Annotated in this window: 6 protein-coding genes; 5 read left to right on the forward strand and 1 reads right to left on the reverse strand. The window is 40.3% G+C overall.

All coding sequences use genetic code 11. The features are described 5' to 3' along the window. Positions 1-424: 424 nt before the first annotated feature. The 5 genes from RGQ13_RS08160 to RGQ13_RS08180 all read left to right on the forward strand — a co-directional run bounded on the left by RGQ13_RS08160 (position 425) and on the right by RGQ13_RS08180 (position 16,661). Positions 425-6,256 (forward strand): S8 family serine peptidase, encoded by a 5,832-nt coding sequence (locus RGQ13_RS08160; protein ID WP_348393060.1) that lies wholly within the window; start codon positions 425-427, stop codon positions 6,254-6,256. 82 nt (positions 6,257-6,338) lie between these two features. Beyond that, positions 6,339-10,907, forward strand: a complete 4,569-nt coding sequence (locus RGQ13_RS08165; RefSeq protein ID WP_348393061.1) for a M36 family metallopeptidase — start codon at positions 6,339-6,341, stop codon at positions 10,905-10,907. 40 nt (positions 10,908-10,947) lie between these two features. After that, complete coding sequence (locus RGQ13_RS08170) at positions 10,948-14,010, forward strand: TonB-dependent receptor (RefSeq protein ID WP_348393062.1); 3,063 nt, start codon at positions 10,948-10,950, stop codon at positions 14,008-14,010. 289 nt (positions 14,011-14,299) lie between these two features. Beyond that, on the forward strand, positions 14,300-15,001 hold the full coding sequence (locus RGQ13_RS08175) for an outer membrane beta-barrel protein (RefSeq protein WP_348393063.1): 702 nt from the start codon (positions 14,300-14,302) through the stop codon (positions 14,999-15,001). Between the two features lie 343 nt (positions 15,002-15,344). Beyond that, the gene (locus RGQ13_RS08180; protein ID WP_348393064.1) at positions 15,345-16,661 is read left to right on the forward strand and encodes an MFS transporter; all 1,317 of its coding nucleotides are present in this window, start codon (positions 15,345-15,347) and stop codon (positions 16,659-16,661) included. 69 nt (positions 16,662-16,730) lie between these two features. On the opposite strand, the gene RGQ13_RS08185 is transcribed toward RGQ13_RS08180, so the two are convergent. Beyond that, a complete protein-coding gene (locus tag RGQ13_RS08185; RefSeq protein WP_348393065.1) occupies positions 16,731-17,138 on the reverse strand; it encodes a hypothetical protein in 408 nt (135 codons plus the stop codon). Between the last annotated feature and the right edge of the window lie 90 nt (positions 17,139-17,228).

The raw sequence follows: 17,228 nt of genomic DNA on the forward strand, positions 1-17,228 counted from the left end.
TGCTATCGCTTTATTTAACAACCTTTAATACGATGGATGTCTATTTTAAGCAATCATGGACGAGTCGATTTGACTTAAAAAAAAACACAATTTTCATACATAAACCTTACATTTGTCGTAAGTTATTGATTGTAAGAGTGTTAATTTTGGTATTTGTTTTGTTGAATTTCTATGATTATTGTGGATGCTGAAATTATAAGTTTTAGTGTTGAGAATAAGAGCTTTTAGAATGACCGCGATAAATGTTTGTATAATTGTTTGTTCTTTAATAGCAGCTTGTTATTGGTTGCCTTTCTAACTGCTTGTATTTTAAGTAATATATTTTAATGTGTGTTTATTTTATAATAAATATGAAGTGCTGTTGTTGTATTGCTTTTATAAATGTTTTATTAAATTGCCATCGAAATATTGGATGGAGAATCCTTTGAAGTTTAATCAAAAATTTATTTCAAGCATTACTGCCTTTTATGCTACTGCAATTTCTGCAGCGGCTAGCGATATCAGTAATGATGTTGTTGTTCCCATAAAGCCAAATGCTTACCAGTTTAATGCTAAAAATATGGCAGATAAAGACCATTCTGTAAGCAATTCAGGTACGGTGAATAGCATAATTACCAGAAACCTGTCAAAAGTTGATAAATTTAACTATCAAGCAGAACTTACTGGCATAAATACTTATCTTGTAATTTTAGTTGATAAAGCAGCACCGCATTTTGAAACATTGAAAGACCAATCGACAGGTATTGCAGGCAAAGGTTCATCGGGCGAAAAGAAATTAAGCGAAAAAGCTCTTAGTTCTAAAATTAACTACGTTAATTATTTGAAAGACTCTCATTTAAACGTAGTAAAATATGCGAAAGAGTTAGGCATTGAGCTTAAGATTAGAAATCAATTCGCTAATGCCGTAAATGGCTTTAGTGTTGAACTTAGCCAAGATGATGCTGCAAGTTTATCAAAACTTGATAGCGTTGCTCGTGTAAGCTTATTAGGTCGATCGCAGCTGCAAAGCTACGCAGGACCAAAAGATATAGGCGCTGACAAAGTTTGGTCTGGTGAAACATATCGGACAACCACCAAATATAAAGGTGAGGGCATTGTAGTCGGTGTACTTGATACTGGTATCAATACCGACCATGTTGCGTTTGACGATTCTGGTGAATACTTCAATAACTTAGACGGTGTACAATTTGTTGGTGAATGTTTAGACAGTGCGCAAGCGAGTCGTTGTAATAATAAATTAATTGGTATTCGTACTTACTCTGAAATTAACGATAAAATTTTCGGTGGTGCTGACGGAACCTCTGGCTTTACAACTTATAATGATCCTAATGGCGAATTTTCTCTGCAAAAGGGGGAAGACTATCACGGCCATGGCTCACATGTTGCCGGCATTATCGCCGGTAATGTGGTAAATGATGTTAAATTTCATTTTCGTGAACCAAAAGTACTAGCCTCTACGGGCATTGCCATTGAAAATTCATCGTTTGATGTTTCTGGTGTTGCCCCGCACGCACAAATTATTTCTTATCAAGTGTGTGACCCAAAACGTAATGAAGATAGCTGTCTAGATGAAGCTATTATTAAAGCAGTAGATGATGCCATTATTGATGGCGTTGATGTTTTAAACTTTTCAATTTCTAAAGTAAGTGGCGCGTTAGCACTACCATGGGTAAACCCAGTTGAAATGGCCTTTTTGAATGCGCATCAAGCAAACATATTTGTTGCAGCATCAGTTGGTCATGGTGACAATTACAAATTAGACTTAGACGAGGATGCCGGGAATGGTGATCATCCATCGCCTTGGTTAATGAGTGTTGGTGCCGTGTTCAAAAGCAGTACCCATACCGTTTCAGCTCACGTTGGTGATATCTCCGGTGGTGATCCAATCACGGTACCTTTATATCGTAATGCCGATGGTTTAATGGAAGCAATCTCTGCCTATGGCGCGGTTACTGCGTATTCTGGCGAGCCAGTTACTGGCAATGTTGTTGTTGCTGAAAGTAAAGTCGATATGACTGCGTTATCAAATGAGCAGCAATATGCGTTAGCTCATTGTTTAGATTTACCGGCAAATATATTTTCTGCCAATGAAATTGCAGTTTGTTTAGCTGATGAATATGGTAACGCACTTGAAACTGGCTTAACCCCAGTGCAAACCTATACCTTAATGGGTGAGCAAGTTGAAAACGCCGGTGCTGGTGCGATGATCATTGTTAATGACAGTGTAACACCAATGAATATTCCTGTGGCATATAGTAATGGTTTTGCCGGTACGTTTATGTACTCTACCTCTTCAGGTGATCCGGAGGATGATAGTAAACGCATTAATTTATTTTACCAATGGGCAAAACGCTCTGCTGAGTTAACGCAAGACATTATCGCCACGATTAACCCGATTACAGTGCCTGAATTACCATCACTTTCAGGAATGGTTTATGAGAAAAATACTTCGATTGGTCCTGGTAAAGGCGTTGACTCAGGTTACTTATTACCGAGTGTTGTTGCACCTGGTGTAAGTGTATTAGCACCTTATGCCGATGAACGCCCGTTTGATGTTTACGGTAATGCCTCGTCTTGGATGACCTTAAGTGGCGCATCAACGGCTACCGCTTATGTTACCGGTGCTGCAGCGCTGGTTAAACAAGCGCAACCAACTTGGTCAGTATCTGAAATTAACTCTGCCTTAATCATGACAGCAAGCCAAGTACTTCATTCTCAAACTTCAAAGAATGGTCTACCTGATGCCTATACCGTAGGTAATGGCTTAATCAATGTTAGCGATGCAATTAATGCAGGTTTTGTTATGCATGAGCAGGTTGCTAATTTTGAAAAGGCCGATCAAAACCACCCTGAAGCAATACCGTTTGCTGATTTAAATTTAGCCGCTGCAATTCATGCGTTATGTTTTAGCTCGTGTGAAATGAAACGTACCATTAAAGCAACCCAAGCAGGAAGTTGGAGAATCGAGTCTAAGCTTAATTACGCATCTGCGCAAATGACTATTACACCAGAAGAGTTTACCTTTGAAAATGCTGGCGATGAAGTTGAATTAACCATTAAGTTCGACGTTATTGAAGAGAGTATGCGTTGGGGTATTGGATATAGCGACTGGTCAGACTTACCAGAAGACTTCACTGACTTTAACAATAACCAAGATTCAATGACCGAAGGTAATGTCCGTTTTATCCCTGATAATCGTGACATACCAGAAGCCAACTGGCAGGTAGTAGTACGCACGAAATTAGATGTTGAAAACGATTATCAAGCCATTACAGTGGATAGCAACCAAGGTAAGAAAAAACTGCCAAATACTAGCACCACTGACTTCGCTAGCACCGAGTTTACTACTTATCAGCCATCTGTAATTGAGGGCACAAAGGTACACTTATCCCCAGTAGTAGAGTCTTATGACAGTGTGACTTGTTATACCTACTATAGAGCCGGTAGTTGTAAAGATGCGAACTTTGATGCCGCTCGTCACCTGCGTAATGGTACCGCACATATAGAATGGTTACGTTTACAAGAGGGCGCGAAACGTATTGTTGCCGACGCTGGACCTTATAGTGGTAAAACCCAATTGTTCAAAACGACGATTGCGATGGCAATTGGCCGAGATTTCAACAATAACGGCTTTATCGACTTTAGAGATGAGGTACTTTGTATTTCAGATGCACAGGGTACGCTGCAAACACTAGATGAAACGCCTGGTACCAATAACTTTTGTTCAATTACAAACCCTATTGCCGGGGATTACTGGGTGATTTATCAAAATTCAGTGGCGCATGGAATTGCTAGCGTTGAATATTATTTTGATCAATTGGCTGTTGATACCACATTATTCACTACTGTAATTGATGATACTGAAGCGACTAATATCAACGTTTCTGCTAGTGGTGATGATGTGGTTGTCGACTGGCAATTACATATGGAACCTGGTGAGCGTGTATATTCAGCCTTTAAAGCTGCGGGTAATAACAAAGTTGTTAATTTAGATATTATTCGCGGTAGAGATGCAGCAGTAGTTAAATTAGCGTCAAAACCTACAGCAGTGCAAGCTGGCGCAATGATTGATTTAGTCGTTGAGTTTAATGCTAATGAAAGCTTAGCTAATCGTAATGTCGATTTAACGGTAAATTTACCTAGCGGCTTAACCTTAGTACCTGGATCTATGAGTGATTTTAGCTCACAGTTTGCTGATCTTAACTCGACTGTTTCAGGTAACACTTTAAGCATTATCGGCTCACTCGATGATGTTGCCAATGAGCCAAGGGGCTATAACTATAGTACCAATGAAACAGATGCCTTATGTAAAACTCCTGAATTTCCTGGAAACGACGGCTCTGGTTTTGCCTATTTAGGCCTAACGCCAATTACCGGTGGTGCCTTGCCAATTGAAGATGGGCAAAAGCCTTACTTAAATGGAGAGCAATTAACTGCAGGCCTTACCGGTTACGGTAGAAAACGAATCGAAGGCGAAGTCTCTTATGAGTCTGACCATGAGTGGGCGGCACGTTTACATAAAGAGCGGTATGGTGAATACCTGTTTATGGCTACAGAAGACAAAGATGGTCAACGGTATCTTGACGATAGGGAGGTACCAATATCGGTTACTGAATTATTTGCCAACAGTGATAACCCAACGCCATGGATTTCATTTTATGAAAACGGTGATTTTCAACGAGGTGATTGGCTCTATGTCTATAATAATGGCCTAATGGCATTAAACGCCCAGTATAGTGCTGCGCCTTTATTACCGACCAATTCTACAGCATCAATGATGCCGTTTGATATGCCTTATTTGAAAAATACCACGGCAATGTTTATATCGCCGCTTTGGCGTGCAAGTGGTGATACCAGCGCCGGATTTGTTACGCCATTTGTACCTGTAGCGACTAAAACCCATGATGTTTCAGGGATTAGTGTTGGTACCATAGGTTCAAAAGTTGTCGTTAACTATGATAATGCTTATACGGGCTGGCGCGGCGGTTGTCGTAACTATGCACTAGAGAAAAATGAACAATATGGTGATAGTAATGGGTGGGCAAGAATGTGTGATGCGAACGATGGTTCTCGTATCCATTGGAATGATATTACTCAAGAAAACACTCAGTTTCGTGGGCAAGACAATTACGATATGCAAGTGTTTATGGAAACAGGTCCGGCAAAACATCGTCCAGGTCAATATGAAATAATTATGGCTTATGATGATATTATTCGTAAAATCACCGATAAAGATGATGTGTTTGGTGATGATGAAATTCCATACAGTAATTGGCAATTTACTGGTAGTGCAGGTTTCCGAGGTGCTCGTGGTTATGGTAATGCCTATTCTGGTTTCTATTACGGTGAGAGTCACTTTGTTGCGGGCCCTAATACCAATACCAAGACTGCTGTATATGACAAAATTAAAAATGATTTAGTCGTCTGCTTCGATTACTTCGGTCCAGAAGCTGGTAAAGCTAGTGTTAGCTTTAAAGCAATAGTTGACCCTTCTGTTGATATTGATGAGCAATTGGAGATTGCCCTGCACAACGATACCACTAATTTTGTTGTTGCCAACACCACTACATTAACCGTTAAGGGTTCATTATCGGTAGAGCAGTTACCAAACATTTTTGTCTATGAAGATGCTGGTGTTAAATCGGTTAGTACGTCACTTTTTTCTCAAACGGTTAACGTAACTGCTACATCAACGGATGAAAACGTAATGGTAGATGTGGATACATCAGGTGAGTTTGTCGTATTACACATTAGCACTACACAAGATTACTTTACTACCGCATCTGCCCTGATCAAATTGTTCGCGGTTGAAATTAATGATAGCCGCAATTCAATCATGTCAAGCTTTGAAGTTGACGTGCGTTCAATTAATGATGCGCCGAACATTAGAACGGATTTTTCTGAAATTACCATCACCACCGAAGAGAATGTGATTTTAGAAAGTTTAGCAAGTGATTTGGAAACTCGAGATCAAAATATTACGTATTTATGGTCGGGTGTACAAATTGATGAGCAACCAGACAACTATCGTAAAACTACCGATGCTTCGCTTAATGTCCACAGCTTGCCTGTAGGTGAGCATGCATTCACCATAACCGTTAACGATGGTGAATTATCGGTAAGCAAAGTGTTTTATGTTACCGCAGTTGAACCCGATGCAATCGCAAATCCTGCAGATAAAAACGAAAATGGTGCAGCAGTTTTGTGGCTGTTTATGTTGATTGGTTGGGGAATTTACTTACGACGTCGTCAATAACGTTAGCTCGCCTTTACGCTTGTTAGGGTAAAGGCGACTCTCGTTTTCTTCTTTTCGTAAGTAGTATTCAATAGGAAAAAAAATGAAAAAATTTAATATTGCCGTTATGGCGGCAGCAGTGAGCTTTTCGTTATCACTTACTGCGCAAGCTACTGAAGTTAAACATAATTTTAGCTCAGCTGTGACTCTTACCGCCAATGGTAGCAGTCATGCGATAAAAACTTATAATACTAATGTGCAAACTCGCTTTGCCGCAGCAAAAAACTCTGCCCGTGTTGCCAATAGGGTAATGGCAAATCAGTACAATGAAGATTTAGGTGTAACCAGCATTAATTGGATGAGTAAGTCGCAAATAACTGCGGCGAAACCAAACCAGGTACTAGCGCGTAAAGCTCAAATTGAAATGGCTGGTAAAAGCTATTTAACACAAGTGGCTAACAAGCACGGCTTTGTTAATAATAAAGCCTCACAGGCGACACTAAAACAAGTTCATGACTTAGGTCGTGGGGCAATTGTTGCGAAGTATCAACAAACCGTGAACGGTGTGGAAGTATTTGGCTCGCAAATAAATGTGGTGATGAACCAAGGTTTAGCAGGCGTTGCCAGTACCGGTCATTTTGCCCCTGTTACTGCGCAAACGGCGAACAAATCAGCCAATAGTCATGCCGTTGATGCTCCAACAGCTATTATTACTTCCTATGCTCAAAAAGGTGTTGAGTTATCGCATAGCCAATTAAATTTTGACACTGAACAAAAACAGTATCAAAAATTTACCATTGCTAATGAAGCCACTACTGATGTTAATCGCGCAGTAAATGCCGCGAGTAATAAAACCCGTGCTAAATTTATTTATTACCCAAATAATAAATCGGTTACCCCCGCATGGATGATAGAAGCGCCATATTATGATGCTGAGCTAGAAACAGAGCAATTGGTCGGTTATATTATTGCCGCCGATTCAGGCAAAGTCTTGTTTGAACAAAAAATGTCGGCAGATCATGCCTATAAATATAACGTTTATGCCGATGACACTATCCCGTATCGTCCGTTTGACTCGCCTTCAGCTGTTGAAACTACACCATTCCCGTATGGTATTGATCCAACAACATTAGCGTTTTCTCGCCTAAAAAGTAACGAAATCATTATTGAGAATGCCGGATTAAGCACTAATGATCCGTGGATGCCTGCAAATGCCGAATTTGCTGAAGGTAATAATGCCTTTGTTTATGCTGATATCAATACCCCTGAAGGTTTTCAGCAACCTGAAGAGGGAAAATTAGGTGATTATAAATTAGACGTATCAGCGCCAGGTTCATTTAATTATCAATACAATTACAATGCAGATTTACTGGATGAGAAAAATGTAAAAGCGGGTTTAACGCAAATGTTTTTCACTTTAAACTTTTTACATGATTGGTTTTACGACAGTGGTTTTGATGAAGCGGCAGGTAATGCGCAAAAAGATAACTATGGTCGTGGTGGTTTAGGTTTAGACCCAATTGAAGCCCGTATCGAATTATCAAGCCAAAACAACGCCAGTATGCGCACCCCTGCAGACGGTGAAAGCCCATTAATGCGTATGTATAGTTGGGGTAAGTTCGAAATGCAATTTCGTGTAAATGGTTTAATTGAACATACCACTGATGAGCAATACCATGAATATGCTGAGTATGGTCGTGCTGTATTTGGTAAAACCAGTTTTGATTTACCGGAAATTGCCGAAGAAGGTGAAGAGCAAGGTGAAGCAATTATTGCCATCGCGCAAGATAACAATGGTGTTTCATTAGATTTGTGTGAAGAAGCGACAAACTCAGCAGAGCTTGCTGGCAAAGTAGCAATATTACAGCGTGGAGCGTGTTCATTTGCGCAAAAAGCTGAAAATGCACTTGATGCTGGCGCAATTGGTTACATTGTTACTAATCATTTGGCCGCAGGTGAACGTAACCTCGAAGGGCTAACTGGCGGTTACTTAAATATGGGCTTAGAGCCTGGTGCCGATGCTTCTCACATTACTATACCTGGTTTGTTTTTATCCAAAGAAAATGGTCAGGAGATCTATGATGCTATTTCTGCCGGTAAAACTGTGAAAGTTGTTGATACCTTTATTCATACTGACCGAGAGCATTCTGCATTAGATAACCACATTGTTTCACATGAGTGGGGACACTATGTTACTAACCGTTTAATTTTTGATGGTTGGGGATTGTTCCAATGGCAATCGGCGGCACTGGGTGAAGGCTGGGGCGACTTTGTTGCGCTAATGATGGCACTACGTGAAGAAGACAGAGCACAATTTGGTAATGAATTCTTAGAAGGTATTTACCCAATTACAACGTATGTTGGTCGTACCCTTATGGGCATGGAAGGAATGGGCTACGGTATTCGTCGTTTTCCTTACAGTACCAATTTAGATGTTAACCCGTTAACTTTAGGTATGGTCTCTAATAGTGCAGTACTACCGATAAAAACGGGGCCTTTCTACGAAGTGCCACCGCCACCTAATGAAATTCATGCCGCAGGTGAAGTTTGGTCTGTAGCGTTATGGGAAGTGTATATTGCTCTTCATAACGAACGTAGTGATTTAACTTTTGATGAAGTAGAAAAACGCATGCGTGATTACTTTATCGCCAGTTTGAAAATCACACCATTTTGGACTAATTTCCTTGAAGCTCGTGACGCGATGCTTATCGTTATGGCAGCAACGGATCCTACTGATTTTGACATAGCGTTACGCGCATTTGCCAAACGTGGTTGGGGTTTAGATGCCAAAGCACCAGAGCGTAGCAGCTATTTCTTTGAAGGTGTGCGCGAAGGTTTTGAAACACAGTACCCAGCGTTTCAGGTCTCTAACATTACTGCAGATTATCAGTATGTAAGTGAAACTGGTGCCTATTGTGATGCTGATGAGTCGTTAGATGTTGGTGAAACTATGCAAGTGTATTTGCACCTTACTGACTACGGTACTCAGCCTATCACTGGCGCAAAAGCTATTGTTAATTCAATCACTGATTTAACCGTAACCGTAAATGGCGAAGCGACTATCAATAATGAAGTTCCGGTTTCTTTTGATGGTAACTTTGGTGAAGTTAAAATATTCCCGTTTGAAATTACCTTAAATGAAGCGTTTGATATGTCGACCATTCGTTTAGATATTTCATTTGATGATGGCGGTGCTGATGCACTGGTACCTTCTTACGGCTCAGCCTGGATTTCATCGCAATACGATACTGCACCACATTCGCGTGCGATTGATAATGTGGAAGATATTTATGCTTCAGCCCATGACTGGCGCATTGAAAATGAAGTTCAAAATGGCTTTGGTGTAGGTACGGTAATTACGCCTTGGTTATTTGATAACTATCAAGCATCTGAAGCGTTAAATGTACCACAAGGGCAAATGTGGTGGGGCTATGCTAACGATGTTCGTGCCTTAACTGCCGTTGTTACTCCTGAAGTGACAGTTGCTGAAGCTGGTGAATTTAGTGTTGAGTTTTTCCACATTTTTGAATTTGAGCAAAGTGAGCAATTATTTGGCCCAACTGAAGCAGAAGCTGAATTAGTGACGGAAAACTGGGATGGCGGCGCTGTTGAAATTAGTATTGATGGCGGCCAGTGGCAAGACATTATGTCGGTAAGTGGTTTAGATATGACGCCCACTTATAACGGTGTGGTATTGCATAAATATAGTGTTGAAGAAGCACAACATTTCAATCCATTAGGTGGTCGTGCTGCGTTTGTTGGTTCAACTGGCGTTGAAGGTCAGCAGGTTAAAATTACTGTACCAGACGGAGTATTAAACGGTAAAACAGTAAAACTGCGCTTTGCTGTGGGCACTGATGATAATACTGCGACATTGGGTTGGTTATTAGATGACGTTGAATTTAGCAATATTGTTAATGACAAAGCGTTCTCAACCGCAATTCCTGAACTAGGTGATGCATGTGTTAACCGTGCACCAATGTTCGATTTTGAGCAAACTCCATATTTTATGGAAGTGAGTGAGAAAAACGAGCAAGGCGAGCAAAATACCGTGGTGATTTCTGCCAAAGCATTTGATATTGATGAAGATGCTGCCGGTAATAAAGAAGCGGTTAGCTATGCATGGAGCCAAGCAAGTGGCCCGAGCGTCAGCTTAACCCAAGCTACTGGCGAGCAAATGCTGTTTACCGTACCTGTTATAAACCGTAATGAAACATTCGAATTTATGGTTAAAGCAACCGACAGCTTTGGTAATAACAAAGAGCACACCATTAAGCTACAAGTGCTTGATGTTAACGAAGCGCCAACGGTAACGGGCAGTGAAATTAGTACTACTGAAGGGGCAAAAGTGCAATTAACAGCATTTACTGAAGATTTAGATAATGATGCGTTAATTTACAACTGGCTGCAAACAGGCGGTGATGGCGTTTCTTTCAACGGTGGAAAAGCCAATACGTTAACTTTTATTGCGCCAAATATTACTGAATCTACACAACTTACTTTTGCTTTAACGGTAAGCGATGGCATTGATAATGCCACTGCTGATTACGTGGTTAATGTTGAACCGTACAAATCAAATGTTGACAGTGGCGGTGGTAGCTTAGGTTGGATTTCTTTATTGACACTAATGGTATTGAGGTTGCGTTCGCGCAGCCCTAACACTGTTAAATAATCCATTAGTGACAAATTATAAGAAATTCAGAGAGAAAATTATGAATAATAAAAATTTAAAACAGACTTTTAGAAAGTCTCTGGCAGCGATCGCCATTACCAGTATATTAGCGACTGCTCCAGTTTATGCCAGCAATACCTCTGGTCAAATTGTTGGTGAGACCATTATTTCAAACGGGGCTATTATTGGCCAGGTAGAAGTGACCATCATCAATTCGGCAACCGGATTAACCAGACAAGTTACTTCAAACGAAGATGGAAAGTTCCGTTTTCCATTATTGCCAAGCGGAACTTATAATATTTACGCCACTAAAGATGGTTACAGCATTGCTGAACAAGAAGGTGTGAATGTTGGGGTTGGTGATAAAACTAACCTAGAAATGATCATGAATATTGAAGGTATTGAAACCATTGAAATTCGTGGCTCATCGGTTGCCTTACTCGATACTACCTCAACGACTTCGAGCCTAGAAATTAACGCCGAAGAAATTGCACGTTTACCTGTATCACGTGATATTTCATCTGTTGCAGCCCTTGCACCAGGGGTAAATAAAGGTGATAACGCTTTTGGTAACTTAGTGTCGTTTGGTGGTTCGTCGGTTGCAGAAAACACGTACTATGTTAATGGTTTAAACGTAACCAATGCTCGTAATGCCGTTGGATTTAGTCGTATTCCATTTGATATGTATGACGATGTGTCGATATTAACGGGTGGTTATTCAGCTGAATTTGGCCGCTCAACCGGTGGTGTTATTTCTGCAACCACCAAAAAAGGTGATAAAGAGTTTAAAGGCGGTCTTAATGTGGTTTATCGACCTGACAGCTTGCGTGAAAATGCGCCAAACGTTTATCGTACCGCAGAAGGTGTCGATAAATTTGTTAACCAATACCTGCAATATAACGAAGGCGTAATTCAAGATAGAACCGATGTTAACCTTTGGGCAAGTGGCGAACTTATTGAAGATAAGGTGTTTTTCTATGGCATGTATAACCCAATTTTTCAAACTCGTGAAAATACCGGTAACTGGACTTATAGTACCAATGAAACAGACGATGCCTTCTATGGCGGTAAGCTTGACTGGTATATTGACGATGATCAAACGCTAGAATTAACCTTTTTCTCTGATGAACGAACAGAGGAGGTGACTATTGAAGCCTACGATCCTATTAATAATGTTAAAGGTCAATACATAAATAATAATATTTTCCATGCCGAATACGGTCGTGTGGTACAGCCAAAATTTGGTAGTAGCACAGGGGTGTATGATGTTGAAAAAGGTGGTTTAAGTTTTGCTGCTAAATACGGTTATATCATTAACGATGATTTAAACGTTAGTGTTATGTACGGACAAACCAATAGTAAGCAAAACACTAAACCGGTGACCAATGCAGATTTATCTGTAATTACCGACCGTTCTACAGGACGACGCTTACAAGGGCCAATTACGACTGGTGTACAAATTCAAGATGATACCCGTGAGCAATTACGTATCGATTTTGACTATTACTTAGGTGATCACGAACTGCGTTTTGGTTTGGATTACGAAATTATTACCGTAGATGACTTAAGCGACCCAAGTGGTGATGGCAGCTACAGTTACTCTTTTGATACTGGTGTGTTATTTGACTATTTAGAAACAGGTGAAGGTTTAGAAGTTGCCGACTCTGATTTAGTTCGACAAACAATTTTTGAAAACAGTGGTGTGTTTGAAACCGAATCTATGGCGCTTTATATTCAAGATAAATGGGAAGTAGCCGATAACGTTACCCTAAACCTTGGTTTGCGTTATGATCAATTCAACAACAAAAATGCCGAAGGCGATTCATATGTGAAAATGACCGACCAAATTGCCCCTCGTTTAGGTATTGCCTGGGATCCAACAGGTAATGGCGACATGAAAGTAACCGCTAGTTACGGTCGTTTCTTCTTACCGATTGCTACCAACACCAACGTGCGTTTAGCGGGTCGTGAGCGTTTTCAAATTATAGATTACACCTTCACTGGAATAGATCCTACGACCTTGGTGCCAGAAGGTTTGGAATTAGACCGTGTTACCACATTTAACGATGGTAGCGTTAAGGATACCAAGCAATTACTCGACTCAAGTATTGAAGCAATGCAACAAGATGAGTTTCAAGTTGCCTTTAGTCAATCATTTTTAGACGATTTTACCTGGGGTGCTAAAGTGACTTACCGTGATTTGATCACCGGTATTGAAGATGTTACTGTCGATCATGCACTGGCAAAAGCTGCTGAAGCACAAGGTATTGAGTGTACCACCTGTTACGGTAATTACTACGTGGTTACTAACCCTGGTAGTGATGTTACCATGTGGGCAGATCCTGACGGAGATGGTCCTGGTGAATTCCAAAAATGGAAATTACCGAGCGAAGACTTAGGCTATCCAGATATGGAGCGTAAGTATATCGCGTGGGATTTCACCATAGAACGCCCATGGCAAGACGACTGGTCATTACGAGCCAGTTATACCTGGTCGCATTCCTGGGGTAACTATGAAGGTTCAGTAAACTCTGATATTGGGCAATTTGATTCGGGCATTACTCAAAGTTTTGACTTTCCAGGCTTGGTTGACAACTCAGCGGGTAATTTACCTAATGATAAGCGCCATCAATTAAAGTTAAGTGGTGCCTATGCCATTACAGATGAGTTAACCGTTGGTTTTAATAGCTCGTTAATGTCTGGTCGTCCGAAAAACTGTATGGGTTTCCATCCAAGTAACACCGTGCCTCCTGGTTATGGACCTACGGCATTTTACTGCCTAGAAGTGGATCCTGAAAGTGACGATATGGAAAACCCGGATTATATCTCGGTGCCAAGTCCTCGTGGTTCACATGGTACAACCAAAAACACCTTCGTGCTTGATTTAAACCTTAAATACAATACCACCATAGCTGGTGTAGAAACTCATGCCAGTATCGACGTATTTAATATCTTAAATAAATCAACACCAAGTCGATATAACCCAACCGGTCAAGCGTTTGATCCTAATACATTACAACCAATTCAAAACCCTGATTTTGGTTTGCCTGTATCGTATCAACGACCTCGTTATGTGCAATTTACCCTTGGTTTGAAATATTAGTAAGCCCAACCAAGCTAACAACTGAATAAAACGGAGCCTAACGGCTCCGTTTCTATTTCACCGTACCGGAATCTTAATGATTCAGCAAAGATGGGTATTCAGGTACTGTTCTATCTAGTTTGAATAACATAAATGTACTTTTTATGGGCAAAAGTGCTTAAGTTGTAGTTGCTGATAATATTCAACATTAATAATAATTTCTTTATGTAACAACGGGTTATTTTTAATTCATGATTGGTAAGATGCTTGCAACAGTGTAGTTATGGCACACAGCAAGCGGGAATGAATTATGTTATTAGCAATTCTTTATCAGTTACTGTTCAATAGGAAGCGTGGTTTTTTAGTGTTTCGTAACTATTTACAATCATTTAAAGCCCTAATTTGCCAATTAACACCAGCGAAATTATCCAACCATCAACTCACTATGCTGATATTTATGATGTTTTACGCCACAGTTGTAATCACCGCAAAGGCACAGACTAGTGAAACAGTAGAGCAAACATTTGAGCTGAAACCCTATATAGGTATTGGTTTAGGCAATTGGGATACAGGTGTGAGCGAGTTGGATGATGATTTGGGTATGGAGTTCTACATTGGCGCTAAATTTAATACCATTTTTGCCGTTGAGTTTGGCGGGTTTTATGGATATTCCGAACAAGTTGACTCGAACAGTCAATTTGAACTGGACTCTTATTCTCTGGCTGGAGTTGCTCACTATCCATTAAACCAGCATGTTGATCTGGTAGGAAAGTTAGGAATATATTACTGGGATACTGAACTTAGAAAACCAGATGTCTGCTTTATTTTGTGCTCTGATGGTGAAAAGCTTAATTCTGACAGTGGTTTAGATATGTTTTTCAGTTACGGTATCAACGTCCATATTTCTAGATCATTATCATTAGGCCTGGCCCAAAGCCATTACTCGTTCGACAGCCTTGGCTATGACGCCGATTCAACAATGACATCTGTACGTTTAACATGGTGGTTTTAGGCACGGCATAAAAGGTACGGGCACCTTTGTGATGCAATGATCCCCATTGTATCAAATCATAGTCACTAGCTTGCTAATGTACCGGCTATTGCTACTAGTGTTCAATAAATGTATAGCGATGGCTAAATTGACGTGTAAATTGTAAATAACGACCACCTTTACTAAGTAAATTGTAAAACAAATGCTGTAAGTTAAATAAGTGTAATGAAAACAACAAAAATGCACTTAATGCCAAATGAAGAGTAAATCAGTTGGTGTAAGTTAAATTAGTAATATAAAAACAATAAAAATATGATCAGCCATATATCGGCTTAAATATCATTAATTAAAGCTAGGGGATAAAATGAATACAGCAACAGGAGCGCTTGATCAGCTTCAAAACGAACCGATGAAAATTAGACAATGGTATGTTGTCGCGATTTGTATCGGCATATTAGCTCTGGATGGCTACGATGTATTAGCGATTGCGTTTGCAGCGCCAGGTATGACGGCGGAGTGGGGGCTTTCTAAAACGGTTTTAGGGATCATTTTACCGCTTGAATTAGTTGGGATGGCACTAGGTTCAATATTTATGGGGGCATTGGCCGACACTTATGGTAGAAGGCCCATAATGTTATCTGGTCTTGTCATTTTAACCGTTGGTATGGCCGTTGCGGGTATGTCGCCTAATGTCTGGGTGTTAGGTATTTCCCGAGTATTCACTGGTATTGGTATCGGTGGTTTGTTGGCAGCAGCAACAGCAACTTCGAGTGATTATTGTAATAACAAAAACCGAGCACTGGCAGTAACATTAGTTGCTGGTGGCTTTGCTTTCGGTGTTTATTTAGGGGCAACATTCTTAGCACCATTATTAAAGCAATACGACTGGCGCATTACTTTTTATTTAGGTGCAGTGTTAAGTCTAGTTTTTATTCCTTTGGTGTATGCATTAGTACCAGAAACGGTATCGTTTTTAGAGCGTAAGCAGCCAAAAGGCGCATTAGCGCACATTCAAAAAATTATGCAGCGCTTAGGGCATTCAGCGCCAGCAGCCTTAAAGCCAATAGAAGCACATAATGCAGAACCCGTTGGTGTTAAAAACCTGTTCAAAGGTGGCATGTTGGCGACGACTATTATTCTTATTTTTGCTTATTTTGGTAACATCGGAACCTATTACTACTTTGTTAAATGGTTACCAACGATTGTTTCTGATCTTGGTCATAGTGCCTCTGAGGCGACTACAGTGTTAGGTGTTATCAGCCTAGGCGGCGTAGTTGGTTCAATTGGTATGGGCGTTATTTCACGGTTTGTGCCGATTAAAATGCTAATGATTGTTTGTCTTATTTGCGCTGCTATCGGAGTTGCATCATTCCCTTATTTCACTGATACATTGGCAAGCATGAAACAAATAGGCTTTTTCACGGGTACATTTATTTTTGCTGCTATTTCAGGGTTCTTTGGGTTGTTTGCTACGTCTTTTCCATCGTCATTACTTGGCTCAGGCTCTGGATTAGTGCTTGGCCTTGGTCGTGGTGGTGCGGTACTTGGACCTATGATCCCTGGTTTCTTATTTGCTGCCGGTTTACCTTTAACTAATGTGGCACTGTTCATGGCATCAGGGTCATTTCTAGCAGGCGTGACCATTATGTTTGTGCATCAACAAAGGTTTGCGCAAAGGTAATCGTGGTTAAATAACACAAAAACGGAGCCAATGGCTCCGTTTTTGACTATCGTAACTTTACGGTTATTTTTATAACGTTGTATCGTTATCTAGCATTTTTTTCGTTTTAATCAAAGCTTTAGTCATTTGCTCAGACGGCATTAACTCTACAACTTTATACGAATTTAATAATCCAGACGGTAAGCGCATTAAATAAATTGCTTGGATTAACTCATTATCATTAGGAATAGTCACGGTAATGTAGTTTTTACCATCGCCTAAACCAAAGTAATAGCTTATAACCTCTCCACCAAGGGCCTTAAACGCACCCTCAACAGATGATTTACGGTCGGCAGGGTTATCTATTAAATATTTCCATGCAGCGGCATTAGGCTCGCCAATAAACATAAAGTGACGGTTGTCTTCTTTGTCTGCTGCAAAAGCAGAGCCCGAAAATACTAATACAAGGGCTAGTACTGTAAAAAATTGTTTGATCATAAAAACTCCAAAACGTTGAGGTTACACAGTTGTCTTTAAATTAATTATAACGGCATGAAGGAATAATTAATTACCATTTAACGCCATTTA

The sequence above is a fragment of the Thalassotalea psychrophila genome (assembly GCF_031583595.1).
In the GTDB taxonomy this organism is placed as follows: Bacteria; Pseudomonadota; Gammaproteobacteria; order Enterobacterales; family Alteromonadaceae; genus Thalassotalea_A; species Thalassotalea_A psychrophila.